Below are 16,922 nucleotides of genomic sequence, written 5' to 3'. Positions count from 1 at the left end.
TCCATCGCCCCACTCGCCCCTTTATTTAGTCAGAGTAATATTAATTTAACAACTTAGCTTCCAAACACATAAACATTGGGATTTCTTTCCGGGCTTTGTCCTCGGCGACTACGCGCAAAGCACTCGGCTGGCTCTTCTTATGAGAAATCCACTCTTCCAGCCGAACTACGGCAAAACTATTTTTAGCGAGCCACTTGAAATAAACTTGAAGTGGCCTGTGAAAAGAGATTGTTTGCGAACTGTTCTCCCGACCAGGATGGGTCTTAATCTCAATCTGTGCTTCGGATAAATACTTATCAACTATTCGACCCTGAACTTTAGTAAGTTCATTGAAATGCCAATCAGAGAACTGAGGCACTCGAAAAGCCGGGTGATTTAGAATCAAGATGAGGCGGCCGGACTTTTTGAGAACCCGGGCACATTCGACAAAAACTCGATCCAGCTCCTTGATATTTTGCGCCGCGAGCACCATTACCACCGTATCAAAAAGTCCGGCCGGAAGAAAATCCAGTTTATCGGCCGGCGCCACCTGAAAATCAATTCCTAGATTAGCCTTTTCACTTTCCATCTGCGCCTTTTTAATTAGTTCTGAAGAGATGTCCACCCCCACAACCGAAGCGCCCAGTTTGGCGATTTCAAATGAAAAAAATCCTTGACCACAGGCCAAATCTAACATCTTCTGTCCTTTGACCTCTCCCAATATCCTCTTCAAATTAGGCCAAATCACTTGGCTTTGATAAGAGTCCGGATCATTAAGAACTTGGTCATACCAATTTGCAACCTGACTCCAAGAAGTCCCTGATTCCTTTGTTCTAGTCATCTTTTTCTTTTCCATAACCAAATCGTAGCATAAAAAAGCCCCACACGCGCACATGCGTGTGGGGCAAGCTCGGTTCAAAGCGCCGACAACTGAGCCGCCGTCCGAATTGAATGCAGGGCACCACGTAGGCCATCCAGTTTTTGGCCTTTCCCGCAGTTGGGGTAAGCCCCTGCCCGTCGCAAATCAACGTCCTCGCCGCCAGTGTTGGCAACAAAGATGATTTCCTTCGTCGCAATCTGTCGAATGACAGGGATCAGTTGCGACCCTTCAAAATCAACAAGACCTTGATCCATCAAAACCACATCCGGATCAAGTGCGATGACGGACTCGGCTGCTTTTTGCATCGCGGCCACTTTGGCATCAACATCACCACGGCGACTACCTACGCCTGGACGATATTGCAATGACACCAAGTCCAAACCAGGCCAGCCTACCAACCCGACAAGAGTTCTGGCAATTTCGGTACGGTCATCGTCAAAGATGAGGACCCGAACTGGTTGCGAGGTGTTCGACATGGCGAGAGCCGGACCGGGCTTCCAATCAGAATAATCAGGCCGGATCGGCTTCAGGTCATTCAGAATCAAAAGCCTGTTAACGAGCCGGAGCAAATCGGCCCCGCTGACCGAACCGTAATCGGAGCAAAGATGCGGAAAGGATGCGAAAAGTCCGGCAATTCCCGCAATCAACACTTCGTCAAGCTTACGAGCTTTCGGTGCCAATTTATCAATCTCGGTGGTAAGCCGCTCCATCACCGTACGAATCTTCTCCGAAGGTTCGTCCTGAAACTCCTCCACAAAAATCGGCTCAAATGGCGGAAGGGGTAAACCAGCTTTAGTGAAGACGGCGCAAAACAAGTCAAAAAACTTGATTCGCTCGTCAGCGGCGCGTCGCTTCTCGTAGTCGCCAGCCTTCTCACCAGCAAAACCGGTAAAATCGGGGCCGTCAAGAATCTTGGCCACATCCATCGCTAATTTGTAGAGATTGACTTGCTCGAGATCTGACCTGCCAGATTCAGACAATTCTGAATATTTCATAGTACTTCCTTTTTTGAGGTTTCTTCGCGGATTATATCAAATTTGGGTGAAAAGTCAACTGGCGTTGACTTTTCACCTATTTCAAGTATTTTGAGTCAAGAAAGGAATAGATTATGAACAGATCCTTTAAACTGATAGCTTTGCCGAGACAGGAAATGACCTGGCCGGAGTTCGTAGCAAACACACCGGCACGGTCAATCGCCTTAGACGGAATGGTCAAGGGCCCGCCTTGTTTTGATCCAAAAACTCTGCACTTTAATTTTGATCACCATCATGGCGTCGTGCGCGACGCGACCATGTCAACCGCCATGCAGGTTGAGATTGCCATTAAGACCGGTTTGATGGAGGCCTTAGCGGTCAACGGCGAACCACAGGGCCAGATCTACTTCAACGACACCGATGAAGACACTTCCCTCGCGACTTGGCAACTCGTCAACCATAAACTGCTTGAGGGGACAAGAACAGTACCGCCAATAAGCCGCCTACTCAACCTAAGTAGTAAGTGGGACATCACTGGTGGTGCCTACCCACTTGATTTGGATAGCGACTTAGCGAAACAATGCTTCTGGGTCTTCGAACCCTACACCAACTTGCGAAGGTCTGGCGAATTGGCTAAGGCTGGGCCTCAGACTCTCCACGACAACCTGCTTGCCGTGATGAGTCGCATCACCGATCTCATGATGGGTCAGGCTGGGCAAATTGAACCGGACCTGCGCTGTGACATTCTGCACAACTCTCCGTATTACAAAATCATTCGTGAAATAGGCGGCACTACAGCCCGAAAGCATCTCTTCAATCAGGGTATGTGCGCCTGCATCAGTTTTGTAGCAATGCGACCTGACGGTAAGCATGTGGTCTCGGTTGGTCGTCGCTCACAGTACACTCCCTTCCCGGTTGAAGAACTTTATGAAGCCTACAACCAGGCCGAGGGACTGACGGAAGGAAGCCGATGGAGTGGCTCAAGTCTTATCGGTGGCTCACCCCGACTAACCGGCACACGTCTCACTTGGCAAGAACTCCGAGACATCACTGATCCGATCGTGGCCGCTCATTTGGCCAAAATGGCCAGTCTTTCCTAAGCATTTCCAAGGGCGCCCTCCGGGCGCCCTTTTTACTTACTAGGTTAGTTGACAAAAGCTCCATTTTTTGCTATAATGTAGGTAGACATGAACGCTAACTCTCCCGTTGTTCTTTCCTTCCTACTCACGACCCTCTTGTTGTGGGGCGCCGGCTACTTCTTCGCCAAAGCCTTCGGTTGTGGTGGGGCGTACAGCGCTCGCAGTAAGAAAATCGTGAGTACGGTCTTTAAGAAGTTATCTTGGCAGTTCTGGGTCGGAGTCGCCTTCGGCCTGATCTTGCGAAGTTAACTTCCCTCACCCGCCCGAGACTTATTTTGGACAGCCCACAAAACAAGTCTCGGGCGGTTTTTAATTGCCCTCAAAATCTAAAAAATTGATTCCTCGGGCCTATCACCGCCTCCTGTATCTCATTTCTCATTTATCTTTGCTTACTCTTATATTTTTCACTTATCCACACCCGAACTTCCACTTTACTTGACTAAAGCGCTTTACTAGACTAAAGTGGTACTTATCAGATCAAATATGAAAAAAGTCGATTGGAATACAACCGAATATAAGCAACTGGTCAAAGCCATCTTGGCACTAAAAACCGGAGACGAAACCGAGCGTTTTTTGCGCGACCTGCTTACTGAATCCGAAATCGAAGAATTTGCCAAGCGTTTTTTGGCTGCCGAGATGCTCTCCAATGGGGCCTTTTATTCCGCTATCGAGGAACGCACCGGCTTAAGCTCGGCCACAATTTCCCGAGTCGCCAAGTGGCTCAAAGGTAAGGGTCGCGGCTACAAAACTGTTATCGGTCGAATCCATCATCACAACTCTATCCAAGCCGGGAGGGGGTTGTCTTAACATTTTTGCATTTAAAAAATGAAAATAGCCCTCTCCAACCTTGGAGAGGGCTATTTTGTCTGGCCTGGCTCAACCTAAAGTAGACAACCAACATAGTTCCTTGAAAGGATCAGCAATGAAGAAGCCGGACCTGTTAGATTACTTCACCAAAGGGCTCGAGACGGACCGGCGATGTTTCGTCGGCGCCGAAATTGAGACGCACTTCGTGGATGGAGCCTCGCAACCGATTACCCTGGCCGCCTCCCAAGCGATATTTAAGAGATTAATTTCGCAAGGTTGGTCGCTGAGTAAAACTAAAGGTCAACTTATTGCTGAAATTACCAAAGACGGCAACAAGTTGCTCTATGAACTCGGCCGGCAAAATATCGAACTGGCCACTTTGCCAGTTACTCACACATGTGCCTATTCGCCTCCACTGAGGACAATCCAAGAGCTATATCGAGTCACGAGACGCTACGGCATCTATCCTCTGCCTCAGCCCATCATTGAGACAGACGAGGATCTTTTGATCATCCCAGATGAAAGAGATGCTTCGTGGCTTAAGCTCGATGGACGAGAATCACTCGCCCTACTCGCCAGAACCGCTTCGGTACAGTTTACTATTGAAGCAAACGACCCGAATCATGCGATCCGGCTCATCAACAGTTTGGCCGAATTCAGGCCACACATTCTCGAATCTAATCCTTATCCTCAGGAGGAACTTTGGCGAAAATATATCGCCACTTCAAAGGCCGGATACCGGTCTGATCGGTACGGAGTAGTGAGACCGGAGTCGATTGAAGACTACGTGGATAAATTGGCCAAGCATGAAGTAGTTGTAAATGGCAAGTTGGTGCCATTTGAGAAAGCCGACCAAGATATCGACTTGTTCCTCCGCTCGGTTTGGTGGAACTTTAGGCTCAGGCGCTACAATAATCGCCTCTGCATTGAAATCCGAACCTTGGCTAGACGCAGAGATGAAGCAGTTTGGCAGAACTGGGAGATGCTCGACAGTTTCATTAGTTCCTTGTAAGCACACGGGGAAGGTTCAGTCCTTCCCCATTTTCTCCAGCGCCTTACTTAATAATTAGGACGCTGAAAAAAATATGAAATATCAAAAAACTATCTTCATCAAAAAGGGACAAAAGCCCGGCAAAACCCTGGCGGTTTTTGCCGGCGTTCACGGCAATGAAAAAGTCGGCGTACTGGCACTTGATAAAATTATTCCTAAAATCGAAATAGAATTCGGCACGGTTTATTTTGTCTATGCCAATCCCGAGGCTATTCTCGCCAACACTCGAAAAATCAAGAAAGACCTGAACCGTTCCTGCTTGCCTAATAACTGCGGGAAATCTTACGAGGACAATCGAGCCCGGACTCTGATGCGCATTTTAGACAAGGCGGATGCTTTTTTAGATCTCCACGCCTTCAGCGACAGGAAGGGTTCGCCTTTTGTTATTGGCGAAAAAGATTCCTACGACTTAGCCCGAAAAATGGACTTTCAGTTTGTCATCTCCGGTTGGGACAAATTTGACATCGGCTCGACCGATGGCTATATGCGATCTTTGGGTAAACCCGCAATCTGCTTGGAATTGGGTCCAAATTCTAAGGCCAAAAAGTATTTACCCCTAGCCATAAAATCCGTCAGGCAGTTTTTGGAATACTACGGAGCCACAAAGAGTCGGCAACAAAAAGAACCTCGCCAGCGCCAGATTTATTCAAAACTGCAAAAAAGGGTTTGCAAAGACAGCGCGAATTTTAAGTTCTCAAAAACTTATTACACTTGTGCCCTACTAAAGGCTGGCACAATTTTTGCCACCAGTGGAAATCTTAAATATCGGGCCGGCAGAAATAGCCAAATCCTCTTCCCTAATCAAAAAGCCGCAACCGGGGATGAGGCCTGTCTAATTGCCAAACTGATTATTTAAACTGAAGCAATAAAACTCGTCCATCGGTAAAATACGCCTGTTCATCGTCTTTGGTACTGGCAACAACCTTACCCCAAGTCTCATAGGTACTGCTCGCCAAGGCTAGATCGCCCAAAAAGGCAGTGGCAATCGCATCTCTTGCCGAATCGGCATCTGGACTCACTTGATGAAATGGCACCGGAAAATGATTGTAGATTGCCAGGCTTAGACCGTCATCGCTGCTCACCGAACCTAAATAGACTCGAGTCTCTTGATTTTCCAGAAAACCAATCGGCCAGAGGCGAATATGTAAACGACGCAAGGATGATTGAGTCTTTTCCTGAAACGCCAATTCCTGCGGGTACCCGTCCAGGAATAAATCAGAAACTGGTGGCTCATGATCCCGCCAAAGTCTAATAAAGGCTTTGGCCGTCAGGTTGGCTTCAGAAAACAGCACATCTCTGAGCCAGTTATTATTTTGAAAACGGTCCTCGACATCACCTTTCAAAACCATTATCACATTCACCGGCTGGACCGGCTGTTTGGCACCGTCTCGAAATACCAGAAAATTAGTCTCACTTTGAAGTTCGTTAAGTGCCATAAAAATCGGCAAATTAGTCCTCGTCGGTTGATTATTAGTTCCACCTTCGACAAAAAATAGGATGTAAAGGAAAGCAACATAAATCAGAAACACAATCAGAATAACTGCAGCCATATGTTTTAAAACACTCTTGAACAATTTGCGTTTTTCATATTGCCAAAGATTACGAACCTGAGCCAAAAGTTGCGGATAATTTCTTTTGACAATCAGATAAACCGCTGCCGAAACCAAAATTACAAAAATGATGATCGCGACATAAGTCTGAATGAAGGATAAAACTTCTTTATAACGGCTGCCGAAGAAATAACCAACAATGAGAAATTCTCCGATGCCGGCAAAAACTCCGGGAATGTTGTACTTTAGAAAACGACTGTAGGGCACCGCATAAATTCCGGCCAAAAAAGGTGTGATCCAGGACAAGGGACCAAGCAAACGAGCCAGGAAGATTCCCTTATCACCATACTTTTTGAAAAACTCTTCACCTTTGGCCCTATTAGTATGATTCAGAAAGCGGTGCTCCTCCTTGAAGAGCTTAACGCCATATTTGCGACCAATGAAAAAGCTGGCGCTATCCCCCGCAATTCCACCGGCGATCAGGAAAAAGCTGACCAACCAAATATTTAATACATGAGCACCGGCCAAGAGCGAGGCTGGAATAAAAATCAGCTCACCATAGAGAAAGAAGCCGATGCCGATTAAGGTTTCAAAAAATGAGCCCCAGAAAAGGATGGCGTAAGTGAGCACGGTGTGCGCGCCGATAAAAGCTCCGATTGCCGTCAAAATTGAATCGAGAAAGTCCATCTAAATTAACGTATTACTTTGTATTGCATTTTTTGCTTCTTCTGCTCCGGAATAAAAATAGCCTGGAAGTTCCACTCAATAAATAATTTTAACCAACCAACTCGATCAAACCGTCGCGTTGAAGTCAGAACACTTCGAGTTGGCAGATAAAAGAATTTCCCAAAAGCCTGAGCATCTTTGATAAATTTCAAATCCTCTGACAAGGTCAAGGTTTCATCAAAGCGAACCTGGTTTTTAAGTTTGGCCTTGAAAATCTGAACGGCAAAGGAGGTTTTGGTAAGGCGATGCCCTAGATTATATATCCAAAACCAAATTTTGGCTTTCAGCCTAAGGTCACCGAGCGGGTCAACCTCGGTCGTACCAATTGAGAAATTAGTTTGTTGATTAGCCTTTAAATGCTTGGCAATTTCAAGCAAAAGTGGCTTCTCTATTACAGTGTCCGCATCAAGGAAAATCAGCCAATCGCTCTCCGGATTCGCCTTATCGGAGCCGAAATTCCGCGCCCGAGAAACTCCCTTCCCTGTCATTTGCCAAACCTTAATATTTTCACCTTCGTAGCGGCGGGCAATCTCAAGGGTTCGATCAGTTGAACCATTTTCAACCACGATTACCTCATAAAGATTTTTGGGGTAGTCCAAAGACTTCAGATGCGTCAGAGTATCACCAAGATACTTCTCCTCGTTGTGTGCCGGAACAATAATCGAAAAGAACGGCTGTCGGAAATAACTGTCAACAATTTTCTTCACTCGCCTTACCGACTCGGCTGTTTTCCAAGGCACTTTGATAGCCGGCTTCGAGGTACCACTTAGGTCGCCGAGCTTGGCGGGCGGGAAAAGAAAATTATCCTGCCTCAAATGATGCTTGGCCAAATATTCTTGTTCAGTCTGATTCGGTGTCGGCACCAAAAAAGCCGGCTTCTCCAATTCCGCCAAATCCATAATGGTGCTGTAACCGGCTCGGGAAATTATAAACCTGGCCGAACTGAAAAGCCTGGCGCGCAAATCGCCGGTGGCATTCTGATAAACCGTAATCTCGGCAGATTTTTCTTCTGGAGTAATAACTCCGACTTCCGCCTTACCAAGGACAAAAACTTTTTGCCCAGACAAATTCTCGGCCTCAGCAAAAAGCTCTTTGAGAAACGGCTCTTTGTGTTCCTGTAAATAACCACTCAAAGTAAAAAGATAGTCGACCTCTTCGGTCACCTCCACCCTCTCAATCGACGAGAGGACACCGACAAAATTATGCTTAAGTTTTCTAAGCATCGGATGATGAGACAGACGGCCAGCCAGGCTAAATTTAGGATCTTCGTAATCAGGAATTATGATCTCATCAAACTTCCTAAACTGCCGGTAGTTGAAAAGATCGGAAATCCATGTAAATGGCCGAAACCAAGCCGGCGCTACAAAACTGATCTGATGTGAAATTAAAAAGGACGGCGTTCCTTTGACATAGGCGCCATAGCGACCGTCAGAAATAATAAAATCAAAACTATTTTTCTTGGCCAGGTCGAAAGCAAAACGATGCTCTCGGCGAATGACACCAAAAATCCTGAGGGAGTCAAAAATGAAATAAAGATAAAATTTCAGACCTCGTCCTCTTTCAATTGGCGGATAATCGGGAAAATCATAAAAAACTGCCCCGGTTGAAGCGAGTTCCTGCCTAAGAAAAGCTAAGGCCGAGCCAGTTGAGACAACATGAAGCTCGTGGGTCTTCCCATAGATCTTTGCAATCGGCAGGGTTCTGGTTGCATGACCTAGGCCAAGTGAACTAATGCAAAATAAGGCCTTTTTAGGCGATTTCTGGAGCATGTCAGACATGGGCACATTTTAGCACAAAAGCAAGATTTTACTTTTCCGCCTTAGCTTTCAAGGCATCGAGCATCTTTAGTGCCAAAGCCACATATCTCTCAGGGTGTTCGCCAATCGCGCCATGGCCACCTTTTAACGAAATAAAACCATCAACTTTTTTAGTATCCACCGCCTTTTGCACCAATTCCATCGGAAAGACCGGGTCATCGACAGTCGCCATGACCACAATGCCAATTCCCTGCTCACGCAGAGCCTGGAGCATTTCATCAATTTGAGTCTCCGAAATATCCATCGCCTCCATCGTGGCGCGCAGAGGATTCTTGAGAGCATATTTAACTGATTCGCGCAGTGCGGTTTCCGCCGCCCATTTTTCTTTTTCCGTCACTGGAAACTCTTTCATCGATTCCGCCCGGCCTTTTCCTTGCTCAAAAAAACCTTGGAGCAATCTGGGAAAAGTATCCTTGCCAATAAGACCGGATGGCGCAAACAAAACCAAGTTGCGAAATCTTTCCGGTTCAAGTGTCGCAGCGATAATTCCGTTGATCGCTGATTCAGAGTGCATAATCATATCAGTCTTTTCGACACCTTCGGCCTTGAGTACATCGAGAATTGTCAGAGCCTTGCGAACCTCATTTTTAGGAAAATCCGGCGACAATCTGGCATGCCTAAAATCCATCGGCGCTTGCCCGCCAACTCTCGGATGATTGACGGTAATTGTCCGCCGATCATTATCAAAAATTTCTTTCAAGGCAAACTTGTAAACTTCAGAGTTGCAACCCCAACCGGGAGCAAAAAAGACAGGGGTCTCTTCTTTTGGGTTTTCAGGTTCTAAGTCCAAAACTTCGGCCGTGCCGCCGGCAGTCTCAACCTGCTCGCGTCTGACAAATTGACTTTCAAAATCAAGTCCTACCGGTTGTGCAATTTTCTCAATCATACAATTTTATTTTAACAGCAAGTAAGATTTTCACTAGGCCAATTTGCTACCAGGATCGACCGAATCTTTAAGTGGCGAGACCAGGACCCAGCCGAGACCGGAATTATTTTTAAAACCCAGAGTCAACACCTCCGACTGAAAACCGGCAATACTTTTAGGCGGGAAATTTATCACACAACAAACCAACTTCCCCAGAAGTTCATCTTTGGTATGCGGACCGACTGCTTGGACACTGGAAACCCTGGTTCCTATTTCTGGGCCAAAATCAATCTTCAACTTAAAAGCCGGCTTTTTGGCTTCCGGGAAATCAGAAATCTGAATCACTTTTCCAACCCGAATATCCACCTTTTCAAAATCCTCATAGGTTATTGTCATCTTAGAATTTTATCACGCAAAAGCTCATATTCTAAGGGATTTTGCGTGTATTGACAATCTGGTTTAAATTTGATATAATATACATAGAAAGCTGGAAAACCCAAAAATAACCGACAAAATCCAGCTCAAACCAAAAGGAAAAAGATGAAGAAACTGATGCTCCTCTGCTCTCTGCTCATTGCCACCACGATTGCCTACGCCCAACCGGCACCGCCGACGGGGCGGTCGTTCTCGGTCGAGCCAACGATCCTGGCCAATAACAACTCGATCTGCCAGGTCCTCACGATCTGGAAGCAGACCGGCAAGACCCCGGCCATTCAGATGCTGGCACACTTCGCGCCGGATGGAGAACTCACAAAGTTGGAAATCACGGCGTATCGGATCGACGCCGACTCGGCCTATTTCGTCTACCCCAAAGAGGGTGACGAACAGGAAATCAAAAGCTTGAAATCCTGGACGGAATTCGCCAAGGAAATCCGGGGGCAATTCCGAGTCATCTCGGATAACCTCTACGTCGAGGCAGCGAGCTACAAAGTCATCGCCACCACCAAAATCCTCGACGGCTTCGAGGGTTCGCCCGATCTGGAATGCCTGGTTCTGAAGAACCGCTTCCGGACCATCTCGGTTCCGCTTGTCCGTTGGGTCGGTCGGATCCCGGAAGAGGGTGAATCGCTTCACCTCGGCCGAGACCGAACCTTCGGCGGTGCCCTCTTCGCGGTTGAGGGTATGTCATACGGCGGTTACGGAGTCGATTCGTCGACGATGGACTGCCTCCGGGAGTACCGGAAGGTTCGACAAACGTCGAAGTAGTGGCACAAAAGTCCTTACAACGCCTCGCAGGTTTTCTGCGAGGCGTTTTTTACATTAAAAAGCCGACTGTTTCCAGCCGGCTCGAGGTACGCTTTACAAACTGACAGACATGACTTCATCCACATTGGACTGGTGCACAATCACCAGGTCATGCTCGCGACGCTGCGTTTTGGTAATCGGCTGAATCGGGCAGATTTCCCAACTCAAGTTATCCGGGCAAGGCTTGATGTGCACAAAGCCAAGCGCTTGGGAGATGGCATTCACCGGATTGGCGTCCCAAGGAGTTTCCACTCCAGATGGAACAAGGGCCGCTCCAACTTCGCCCTTCCACAACCTGGCCAGCCAGATTCCAATACTGCCACCGTCAATAATCTGACTTTTGAAGCCGGAATTGATGAGTCTCCGAGTCAAAACCGAACCGTAAGCAACTTCAGGATCACGGAGCATCACATACTGCTTCTTGAGTGGCTTAGGCTGGATAGTCAAAGTCTCGTTATTGGTAAACTCATCAATCCGATGGACATTTTGTGAACCAGGACGAAACCCGTAGATTTCCTGGGTATTGATGTCACCGACATAGGCCGCCAGGAATCCATCGTCACAAAAGAGCGAGATCATTGTCCCGACACCATGTGACTGACGGCGAACAAAAGCCTTAGTCCCATCAAGTGGATCGACTGTGAAGGCGAGCTTGGCCACACAGCTAGAAGGCAAGATTCTCAAACCGTCTTCCTCCGCAATGACTCCAAAGCCAGGGAAACATTCTTGAATTGAACGGAGGTAGATTAGCTGAGCCAGTTTATCGGCCGAGGTCAGTATGTCATCCAATCGCCCACTGTGGCCAACCTTGGTCTGAACTTCAAAAACTTGCCTCTGGTTGCGGATTGTCACGATTGCCCGGCGAACCATCTCCTTCATAATAATACCGGCGCCGGAGGGCGTTAACTCCCCCAACTGATTACAGTTTGTCATTTTTTTCCTTTCTTCTTTTATGTAGTACTTCCATTACCCTTATAGCATACTTAGACAATTTTGTCCAGTCCTATTGCCGGCCGCAATTTGACTGGAGAATTATTTGTGGTATCATTCGGCCAGAAACTGAATCACCTTAAAAAGCGAAAGGTTCAATTATGGTTCGTTTACAGCTCGTAATAAGCGACGAAGAGGCCGCAACTCTTGAAGCCACGCGAAGAAGATTAGGCCACTCCACTATGAAGGCGTATTTCAATGACGCTTTTTGTTTACTGGAATTTGCAATTCAACAAACCGAAGAGGGCCGTGAAATTGGCACATTCAATTCGGGAAGAAATTCTTTCCGCGCCCTTGCCATCCCCGCCCTCATAACTGTCAGGCGCAAAGCTGAAATGGCAAAATTGGCCGGAAGTTTCCGCGCGCCGACAACCGAGAAAGGATAAGTATGCCCACTGCCGAATTGGTGGCCGAACCGAGAGATCAGCTACTCTCTCAAGGGGCCATTTCTGACTTACTTCAGACCTACGGCATCTCGACTGATGTATGGGGACATGGCACCGCCAGAAGTTTTGCGGACCTACTCAACCATCATAAACGCGACCAGCTTTTCTTTCGTCCTGAAGAGTCTAGGCTGGTACTTGATGTAAATGTCGCTATGGTCTTAGTTTATTACCAAAGTCGTGGACGAACCTTCGAACTTTACGAGGATCGTCAGGAATTCCCTGACGGCAGTATTCTGCACAGAGACACCTTTGATGGTATCGGTGAGACGATGGGACGCAGAGAAATTCCCATTGAAACTGCCAGACGCTGTCTAGCCGAGGAGCTCAATTTCCGAGATCCGAGCCTCTACCAGCTATCCGAAATCTTCAAGATTGAAACCCGGCCGGTAGTCCCCTCGGAAAAGTGGCCCAATCTCTTCGCAGCCTATCACCGGCACATCTTCGAGTGCTTCATCTCCCCACCTCTCTACAGACGGCGGGGTTATGCCGAAATTAAAGATGGTCGCACAATCCACTTTAGGTGGAAACGGCCGAACCAGATGCTTTTAAGCATCTAAAAAACTCAAACTCCGTCAGGTGACGGAGTTTTTTAATTTATTATTGATTCAATTTAAATGTCCCGACAATTTGAGACATCAGACTATCCGGATCAAAAGCATTTTCTTCATCCAGACATTCCCCTTGTCTAGGCTGGTCATAATTCAAACACTGTGGTTGCCTCATTGTCCAAGTAAAATAGGCCGTGCGATCGCCAAACTCCGTCGCGTACACATACTGGATATACATGGTCCCCGCCGCACCTTCGACTTCTTTGGTGATGCAATATTCTCGTCCGGCAATTAATTTCTTCACCGTCTCTCCGGCCCGAGCGATTTGTGAACCACCCTCGGTACAGGTAAATGGCCCGCTTATAAAATTAACTTTCGGCGGCCAATCAACTGTCGCCACATAATCGGTTGGCCAGTCGGCCGGATATTTAAAAGAATAGGCTCCGGCCGGATCAGTAAAAGTGGTCCAGCCTTTAGTTTCCTTATCCGCCGAAGAAGGACACGGGCTAAATTCACATTTAGGTCCAACCCGACCAACATATGAACCGTCCGGACAAAGCCTAGCCTCCATAGTGCAAGCAATTTGTCCCCTCTCGAAACTTATCTCGTTAAACCAAAGGGCTAGACCACCAGAAATGACAGCGACTACAACCAAGACAACAATAACTGTGTTTTCTTTTTTAAACATAATCATTAGGATGATTTCACGATGTGACTAAAAGCATATTCGAGTGTGCCTCCGACTTTTTTGCCGGGATTAAAAATACCTTTTGGGTCCCAGATTTTCTTGGTTTGTTCAAATAGCCGACAAATTTCTTCGCCGTACTGCATTTTAATGAAAGGGGTACGAATAATGCCGTCATTATGTTCCCCGGTAATAGAGCCACCGAACTCGTGGACCAATTCGTAAATCTTTACCGACAAATCTTTGATAATCTCCCGAGATCTCTCTTGGTTCAAATTCATTAAGGGAATAATATGAAAATTACCATCACCGACATGGCCGGCAATTGTGTAAGTGAGCTCGCCTTTGTAAACATCTAGGGCCTGATAGAGACGGGGCAAAAATTCTGACAACTCAGCCGGAGGCACCACAAAGTCATCAATGAAGGGTGCGGTCCGAACACCGTGAATATGTTTGCGCAACATATTGAAACTTTCGCGCCTAATTACCCAGTATTTGTTTTCGTCAGATGCGGTTTTGGTGACACGCGTCTTTTCGTGAAGCTCACGAATCGAGGCTTGGGCTTTCTGCGCCTTAGCCAAGGCCTCGGCATCAGAATCAGAAGTAAATTCGGCCATCAAAACCAACTTTGGCAGACCGCCGGTAAGGACCGAGAGCATTTCTGGGACAAATTCCAAACCCAGAGTCAGCAAATTACCCCCCATTTGTTTCAGTAATTGGGGCAAAAACTTGAAAGCCACTTTGAGCGTTTGGTCATCATAGGATTCGAAACTCTCCGGGCCCTCGACCAAGATTTTTGAGGCCGTTTGACCTAGCTGTTTTAAATCAGTAAGAAATACCACCAAAAGGTGCGAGTACTTTGGTAACTTCACGAGACCATATTCAATTTCAGTGATCAGACCAAGAGTCCCCTGCGAACCGACAATGAGCTTGGTCAAATCAAAAGTGTCAGCCGTTTTGTCCCGGACATTCCAAAGAAAATAGCCGCAAGAATTTTTAGAGACTGCCGGCTTGGCCGCTTGAAGCTTGGCAAAATTTGAATCAATCAGCTCTGACATTTTTCGATACAACTGACCTTCAAAATTCGATAATGACTTTTTGGCTGTTAATTCGCCAGTATTCAGAGGTTTAAATTCATATTCATTGCCATCGGCGCAAACCATTTTTAAACGACGGACATAGAGTTCTGTCTTGCCATAACGCAAGGTTTTCTCACCACCGGCATTGTTGGCCACCATGCCACCGACGGTACAGAGTTCCCTCGAAGCCGGATAACTCGGCATAATCCGGCCACCGGCCGAGAGAGTGGCTTTCTCGAAGTCACGATAATAGACTCCCGGCTCGGTCACGGCATAACCGGTAATTTCCACTTTGGAATAATCTCCGGAAAGGTGACCTTGAGACTCTTCTTTGACCTCTTTGATTTGATTGAAGTGGCGGAGAAACGACACCACGAGTGACTCCGTAAGCGGACCGCCGGACATGTCCGTGCCGGCCAAACGGCCGGTAAGCGTAAGTGCCGGCGGTCCGCCCGCTTTCGATTTTTCACTTACATAGTGAACCAACTTTTTCACATCCTCAACATCTTTCGGGTAAACCACGGCTTGCGGGCGGACTTCAAAAATACTGGCGTCGTGACTCGCCATTTCAATTTCAGAATCAGAGGTTTCAACTTCCCCCTTAATTAAAGCTTTTAGCTCGTCGACGTTAATCATTTCCAAATTATAGCATGGAGCGCTTGCGCCATTTGTGGTCTTACATCTTTTAGAACAAACTGGAAATAACGTTGTAAACAAAGTACCAATAGAAAATTGCGCTCAAAACTAAAACCAGATTTGTCCCCCAGCTCGGCCGGAGACTTTTGTGAAGTTTGCGGTTATTCAAATAAAGCAAGAGTGGAATATAGAGCGCTGTGACCAAACCTCCCAAAACCGAGGTAATCACTAAGAAAACAAATGGTTGCTGAAACGGCACCAAGATAGCACTCAAAAATACGAACACTACCATAAGACCGTAATATAAATGGTGAATCGAAAATCTTTCGGCTGATTTGAAAATTGCCACCAATTTGCCGGCCCGAGAGTTTGTGTGAATAATATCAGAAACAATTCTGGTCAAGGCATCGAGCACCGTCCACATCACCGAAAAAAGCATCAGGTAAGCCATCACCAGATAAAGCTTTTCCCCGATTGATCCCCAACTGTCAGAGAAAATCCGCGCCTGGGCTGAGACCAAATCGAGACCGGCCGGAACAATTCCTAAAGGCGAAAGCACGGCATAGGCGTTAACCGAAAGTAGAAATAAAGTTAAAAGGCCCAAAAACCAAAAGATTAGACCTTGATCAATCCGCACATAATTCATCCAACCCCTCCACCGAGAAAGATTTTCCTGACTATCGGTAAAATAGTGCCCAGTGACCGAAACCGCTTCCGGCAACCCCGAAATCGGATTAGCGATTCGGCCAATATAATGCGACATCCCAAGTTGCTTATCTCGATACCAAAGCGAAACGCAAAGATTCAACATTCCACCAGCACCAGCAAAAACAATCGCACCCAAAAGTACTGACCAATCAACATTGGCCGGTACATAACCAAAATTAAAGAGACCCCGTACCGCGTCCGAGATGATTTCTGAATTAAGATTTTTGAAGCTGATGATTACCAGCAAAACAAAAAATACCGGCACAGTAATCTTAAGGGACCGTTCAAGAACACGATAGGCGACTTTTCCAGAGAAAGTGATAATTAACACTAAAAGAAGCGAGGCCCAGGCCCAAAACAGATAACCACCGAAACCAAAAAGCTTGGCTAAAATCGTACCCAGAGCAGTCGCCCACGCCGGCCAAATGTAAAGCAAGACCGCCGCACCTAACCAGAAAATCGGCGAATAACGCAAAACTCGCGCTGAAGAGGTGAAGAAACTTTCACCGGTCGCCAATGTGTGCCTAGCCACTTCCTGATTAATAAAATATTGAATCGTGATACCGACGAGCGCAAACCAAAGAATTACCAAACCATAACGAGTGACCAAGTGGGGCCACATAATCAGTTCGCCGGTGCCCATTGCCATTCCAACCACTACAATACCAACACCGATCGCGTGCCTTAAGCCGGGCGGGCGGGGTAATTCTTTTTCCGAAGGAGCAGGAAAATCATTCATACCTTAATGATAGGGCCGGCAGGCTTATTCTGCAATTAAAAACTCGACACCTTTCGGC

18 protein-coding genes are annotated in these 16,922 nt (G+C 46.9%); 8 read left to right on the top strand and 10 right to left on the bottom strand.

Annotated elements, in window-relative coordinates:
• Positions 1-40: 40 nt before the first annotated feature.
• Complete coding sequence (locus tag WCT25_02225; protein MFA6536230.1) at positions 41-820, bottom strand: methyltransferase domain-containing protein; 780 nt, start codon at positions 818-820, stop codon at positions 41-43.
• 74 nt (positions 821-894) lie between these two features.
• A complete protein-coding gene (locus WCT25_02220; GenBank protein MFA6536229.1) occupies positions 895-1,854 on the bottom strand; it encodes a hypothetical protein in 960 nt (319 codons plus the stop codon).
• A gap of 113 nt (positions 1,855-1,967) precedes the next feature.
• Between WCT25_02220 and WCT25_02215 the strand changes: the two genes are divergently transcribed.
• The 5 genes from WCT25_02215 (at position 1,968) to WCT25_02195 (ending at position 5,686) form a co-directional block, all read left to right on the top strand.
• Positions 1,968-2,933, top strand: coding sequence for a hypothetical protein (locus WCT25_02215; GenBank protein MFA6536228.1), 966 nt, complete (start codon positions 1,968-1,970; stop codon positions 2,931-2,933).
• Positions 2,934-3,020: 87 nt separating this feature from the next.
• Positions 3,021-3,221, top strand: a complete 201-nt coding sequence (locus WCT25_02210; GenBank protein MFA6536227.1) for a hypothetical protein — start codon at positions 3,021-3,023, stop codon at positions 3,219-3,221.
• Positions 3,222-3,455: 234 nt separating this feature from the next.
• Positions 3,456-3,779, top strand: a complete 324-nt coding sequence (locus tag WCT25_02205) for a YerC/YecD family TrpR-related protein (GenBank protein MFA6536226.1) — start codon at positions 3,456-3,458, stop codon at positions 3,777-3,779.
• A gap of 115 nt (positions 3,780-3,894) precedes the next feature.
• A complete protein-coding gene (locus tag WCT25_02200) occupies positions 3,895-4,791 on the top strand; it encodes a hypothetical protein (protein MFA6536225.1) in 897 nt (298 codons plus the stop codon).
• A gap of 73 nt (positions 4,792-4,864) precedes the next feature.
• The gene (locus tag WCT25_02195; GenBank protein ID MFA6536224.1) at positions 4,865-5,686 is read left to right on the top strand and encodes a succinylglutamate desuccinylase/aspartoacylase family protein; all 822 of its coding nucleotides are present in this window, start codon (positions 4,865-4,867) and stop codon (positions 5,684-5,686) included.
• Here the strand turns inward: WCT25_02195 and WCT25_02190 are convergent.
• Genes WCT25_02190 through WCT25_02175 form a run of 4 tightly spaced genes read right to left on the bottom strand, consistent with a single transcriptional unit; the run spans position 5,679 to position 10,184 of the window.
• The gene (locus WCT25_02190; GenBank protein ID MFA6536223.1) at positions 5,679-7,067 is read right to left on the bottom strand and encodes an LssY C-terminal domain-containing protein; all 1,389 of its coding nucleotides are present in this window, start codon (positions 7,065-7,067) and stop codon (positions 5,679-5,681) included. The two genes, WCT25_02195 and WCT25_02190, sit on opposite strands and share 8 nt — an antisense overlap.
• A gap of 5 nt (positions 7,068-7,072) precedes the next feature.
• A complete protein-coding gene (locus WCT25_02185) occupies positions 7,073-8,884 on the bottom strand; it encodes a glycosyltransferase (protein MFA6536222.1) in 1,812 nt (603 codons plus the stop codon).
• A gap of 28 nt (positions 8,885-8,912) precedes the next feature.
• Positions 8,913-9,809 (bottom strand): alpha/beta hydrolase, encoded by an 897-nt coding sequence (locus tag WCT25_02180; GenBank protein MFA6536221.1) that lies wholly within the window; start codon positions 9,807-9,809, stop codon positions 8,913-8,915.
• A gap of 33 nt (positions 9,810-9,842) precedes the next feature.
• Complete coding sequence (locus WCT25_02175; GenBank protein ID MFA6536220.1) at positions 9,843-10,184, bottom strand: tRNA-binding protein; 342 nt, start codon at positions 10,182-10,184, stop codon at positions 9,843-9,845.
• Between the two features lie 144 nt (positions 10,185-10,328).
• On the opposite strand from WCT25_02175, the gene WCT25_02170 reads away from it, so the two are divergent.
• The gene (locus WCT25_02170; GenBank protein ID MFA6536219.1) at positions 10,329-10,994 is read left to right on the top strand and encodes a hypothetical protein; all 666 of its coding nucleotides are present in this window, start codon (positions 10,329-10,331) and stop codon (positions 10,992-10,994) included.
• Between the two features lie 93 nt (positions 10,995-11,087).
• Here the strand turns inward: WCT25_02170 and WCT25_02165 are convergent, their stop codons facing one another.
• Entirely contained in the window at positions 11,088-11,966 is an 879-nt protein-coding gene (locus tag WCT25_02165; protein MFA6536218.1) for an inositol monophosphatase family protein, read from the bottom strand.
• Between the two features lie 158 nt (positions 11,967-12,124).
• Here WCT25_02165 and WCT25_02160 point away from each other — a divergent pair, with 158 nt between their 5' ends.
• Together WCT25_02160 and WCT25_02155 are read left to right on the top strand one after the other, a co-directional pair.
• Positions 12,125-12,409, top strand: coding sequence for a hypothetical protein (locus WCT25_02160; GenBank protein MFA6536217.1), 285 nt, complete (start codon positions 12,125-12,127; stop codon positions 12,407-12,409).
• 2 nt (positions 12,410-12,411) lie between these two features.
• Positions 12,412-13,026: a hypothetical protein gene (locus tag WCT25_02155; GenBank protein MFA6536216.1), complete on the top strand. Its 615-nt coding sequence runs from the start codon at positions 12,412-12,414 to the stop codon at positions 13,024-13,026.
• 40 nt (positions 13,027-13,066) lie between these two features.
• Here the strand turns inward: WCT25_02155 and WCT25_02150 are convergent, their stop codons facing one another.
• From WCT25_02150 to WCT25_02140, 3 genes are read right to left on the bottom strand one after another with little or no spacing between them, the layout of a single operon-like run.
• The gene (locus tag WCT25_02150) at positions 13,067-13,705 is read right to left on the bottom strand and encodes a hypothetical protein (GenBank protein ID MFA6536215.1); all 639 of its coding nucleotides are present in this window, start codon (positions 13,703-13,705) and stop codon (positions 13,067-13,069) included.
• A 5-nt stretch (positions 13,706-13,710) separates the two neighbouring features.
• Positions 13,711-15,417 (bottom strand): FAD-binding oxidoreductase, encoded by a 1,707-nt coding sequence (locus WCT25_02145; protein MFA6536214.1) that lies wholly within the window; start codon positions 15,415-15,417, stop codon positions 13,711-13,713.
• 49 nt (positions 15,418-15,466) lie between these two features.
• Positions 15,467-16,864 (bottom strand): Nramp family divalent metal transporter, encoded by a 1,398-nt coding sequence (locus tag WCT25_02140; GenBank protein MFA6536213.1) that lies wholly within the window; start codon positions 16,862-16,864, stop codon positions 15,467-15,469.
• Between the last annotated feature and the right edge of the window lie 58 nt (positions 16,865-16,922).

Source organism: Candidatus Paceibacterota bacterium, from assembly GCA_041666545.1.
Classification (GTDB): Bacteria; Patescibacteriota; Minisyncoccia; order Phycocordibacterales; family JBAYGS01; genus JBAYGS01.
This window is presented reverse-complemented; position numbering and strand designations above follow the sequence as displayed.

Excerpts from the sequence above, each read along its gene's own strand:
- WCT25_02225 (MFA6536230.1), bottom strand. The coding sequence starts at position 820 with ATGACTAGAACAAAGGAATCAGGGACTTCTTGGAGTCAGGTTGCAAAT.
- WCT25_02220 (MFA6536229.1), bottom strand. The coding sequence starts at position 1,854 with ATGAAATATTCAGAATTGTCTGAATCTGGCAGGTCAGATCTCGAGCAA.
- WCT25_02215 (MFA6536228.1), top strand. The coding sequence starts at position 1,968 with ATGAACAGATCCTTTAAACTGATAGCTTTGCCGAGACAGGAAATGACC.
- WCT25_02210 (MFA6536227.1), top strand. The coding sequence starts at position 3,021 with ATGAACGCTAACTCTCCCGTTGTTCTTTCCTTCCTACTCACGACCCTC.
- WCT25_02205 (MFA6536226.1), top strand. The coding sequence starts at position 3,456 with ATGAAAAAAGTCGATTGGAATACAACCGAATATAAGCAACTGGTCAAA.
- WCT25_02200 (MFA6536225.1), top strand. The coding sequence starts at position 3,895 with ATGAAGAAGCCGGACCTGTTAGATTACTTCACCAAAGGGCTCGAGACG.
- WCT25_02195 (MFA6536224.1), top strand. The coding sequence starts at position 4,865 with ATGAAATATCAAAAAACTATCTTCATCAAAAAGGGACAAAAGCCCGGC.
- WCT25_02190 (MFA6536223.1), bottom strand. The coding sequence starts at position 7,067 with ATGGACTTTCTCGATTCAATTTTGACGGCAATCGGAGCTTTTATCGGC.
- WCT25_02185 (MFA6536222.1), bottom strand. The coding sequence starts at position 8,884 with ATGTCTGACATGCTCCAGAAATCGCCTAAAAAGGCCTTATTTTGCATT.
- WCT25_02180 (MFA6536221.1), bottom strand. The coding sequence starts at position 9,809 with ATGATTGAGAAAATTGCACAACCGGTAGGACTTGATTTTGAAAGTCAA.
- WCT25_02175 (MFA6536220.1), bottom strand. The coding sequence starts at position 10,184 with ATGACAATAACCTATGAGGATTTTGAAAAGGTGGATATTCGGGTTGGA.
- WCT25_02170 (MFA6536219.1), top strand. The coding sequence starts at position 10,329 with ATGAAGAAACTGATGCTCCTCTGCTCTCTGCTCATTGCCACCACGATT.
- WCT25_02165 (MFA6536218.1), bottom strand. The coding sequence starts at position 11,966 with ATGACAAACTGTAATCAGTTGGGGGAGTTAACGCCCTCCGGCGCCGGT.
- WCT25_02160 (MFA6536217.1), top strand. The coding sequence starts at position 12,125 with ATGGTTCGTTTACAGCTCGTAATAAGCGACGAAGAGGCCGCAACTCTT.
- WCT25_02155 (MFA6536216.1), top strand. The coding sequence starts at position 12,412 with ATGCCCACTGCCGAATTGGTGGCCGAACCGAGAGATCAGCTACTCTCT.
- WCT25_02150 (MFA6536215.1), bottom strand. The coding sequence starts at position 13,705 with ATGTTTAAAAAAGAAAACACAGTTATTGTTGTCTTGGTTGTAGTCGCT.
- WCT25_02145 (MFA6536214.1), bottom strand. The coding sequence starts at position 15,417 with ATGATTAACGTCGACGAGCTAAAAGCTTTAATTAAGGGGGAAGTTGAA.
- WCT25_02140 (MFA6536213.1), bottom strand. The coding sequence starts at position 16,864 with ATGAATGATTTTCCTGCTCCTTCGGAAAAAGAATTACCCCGCCCGCCC.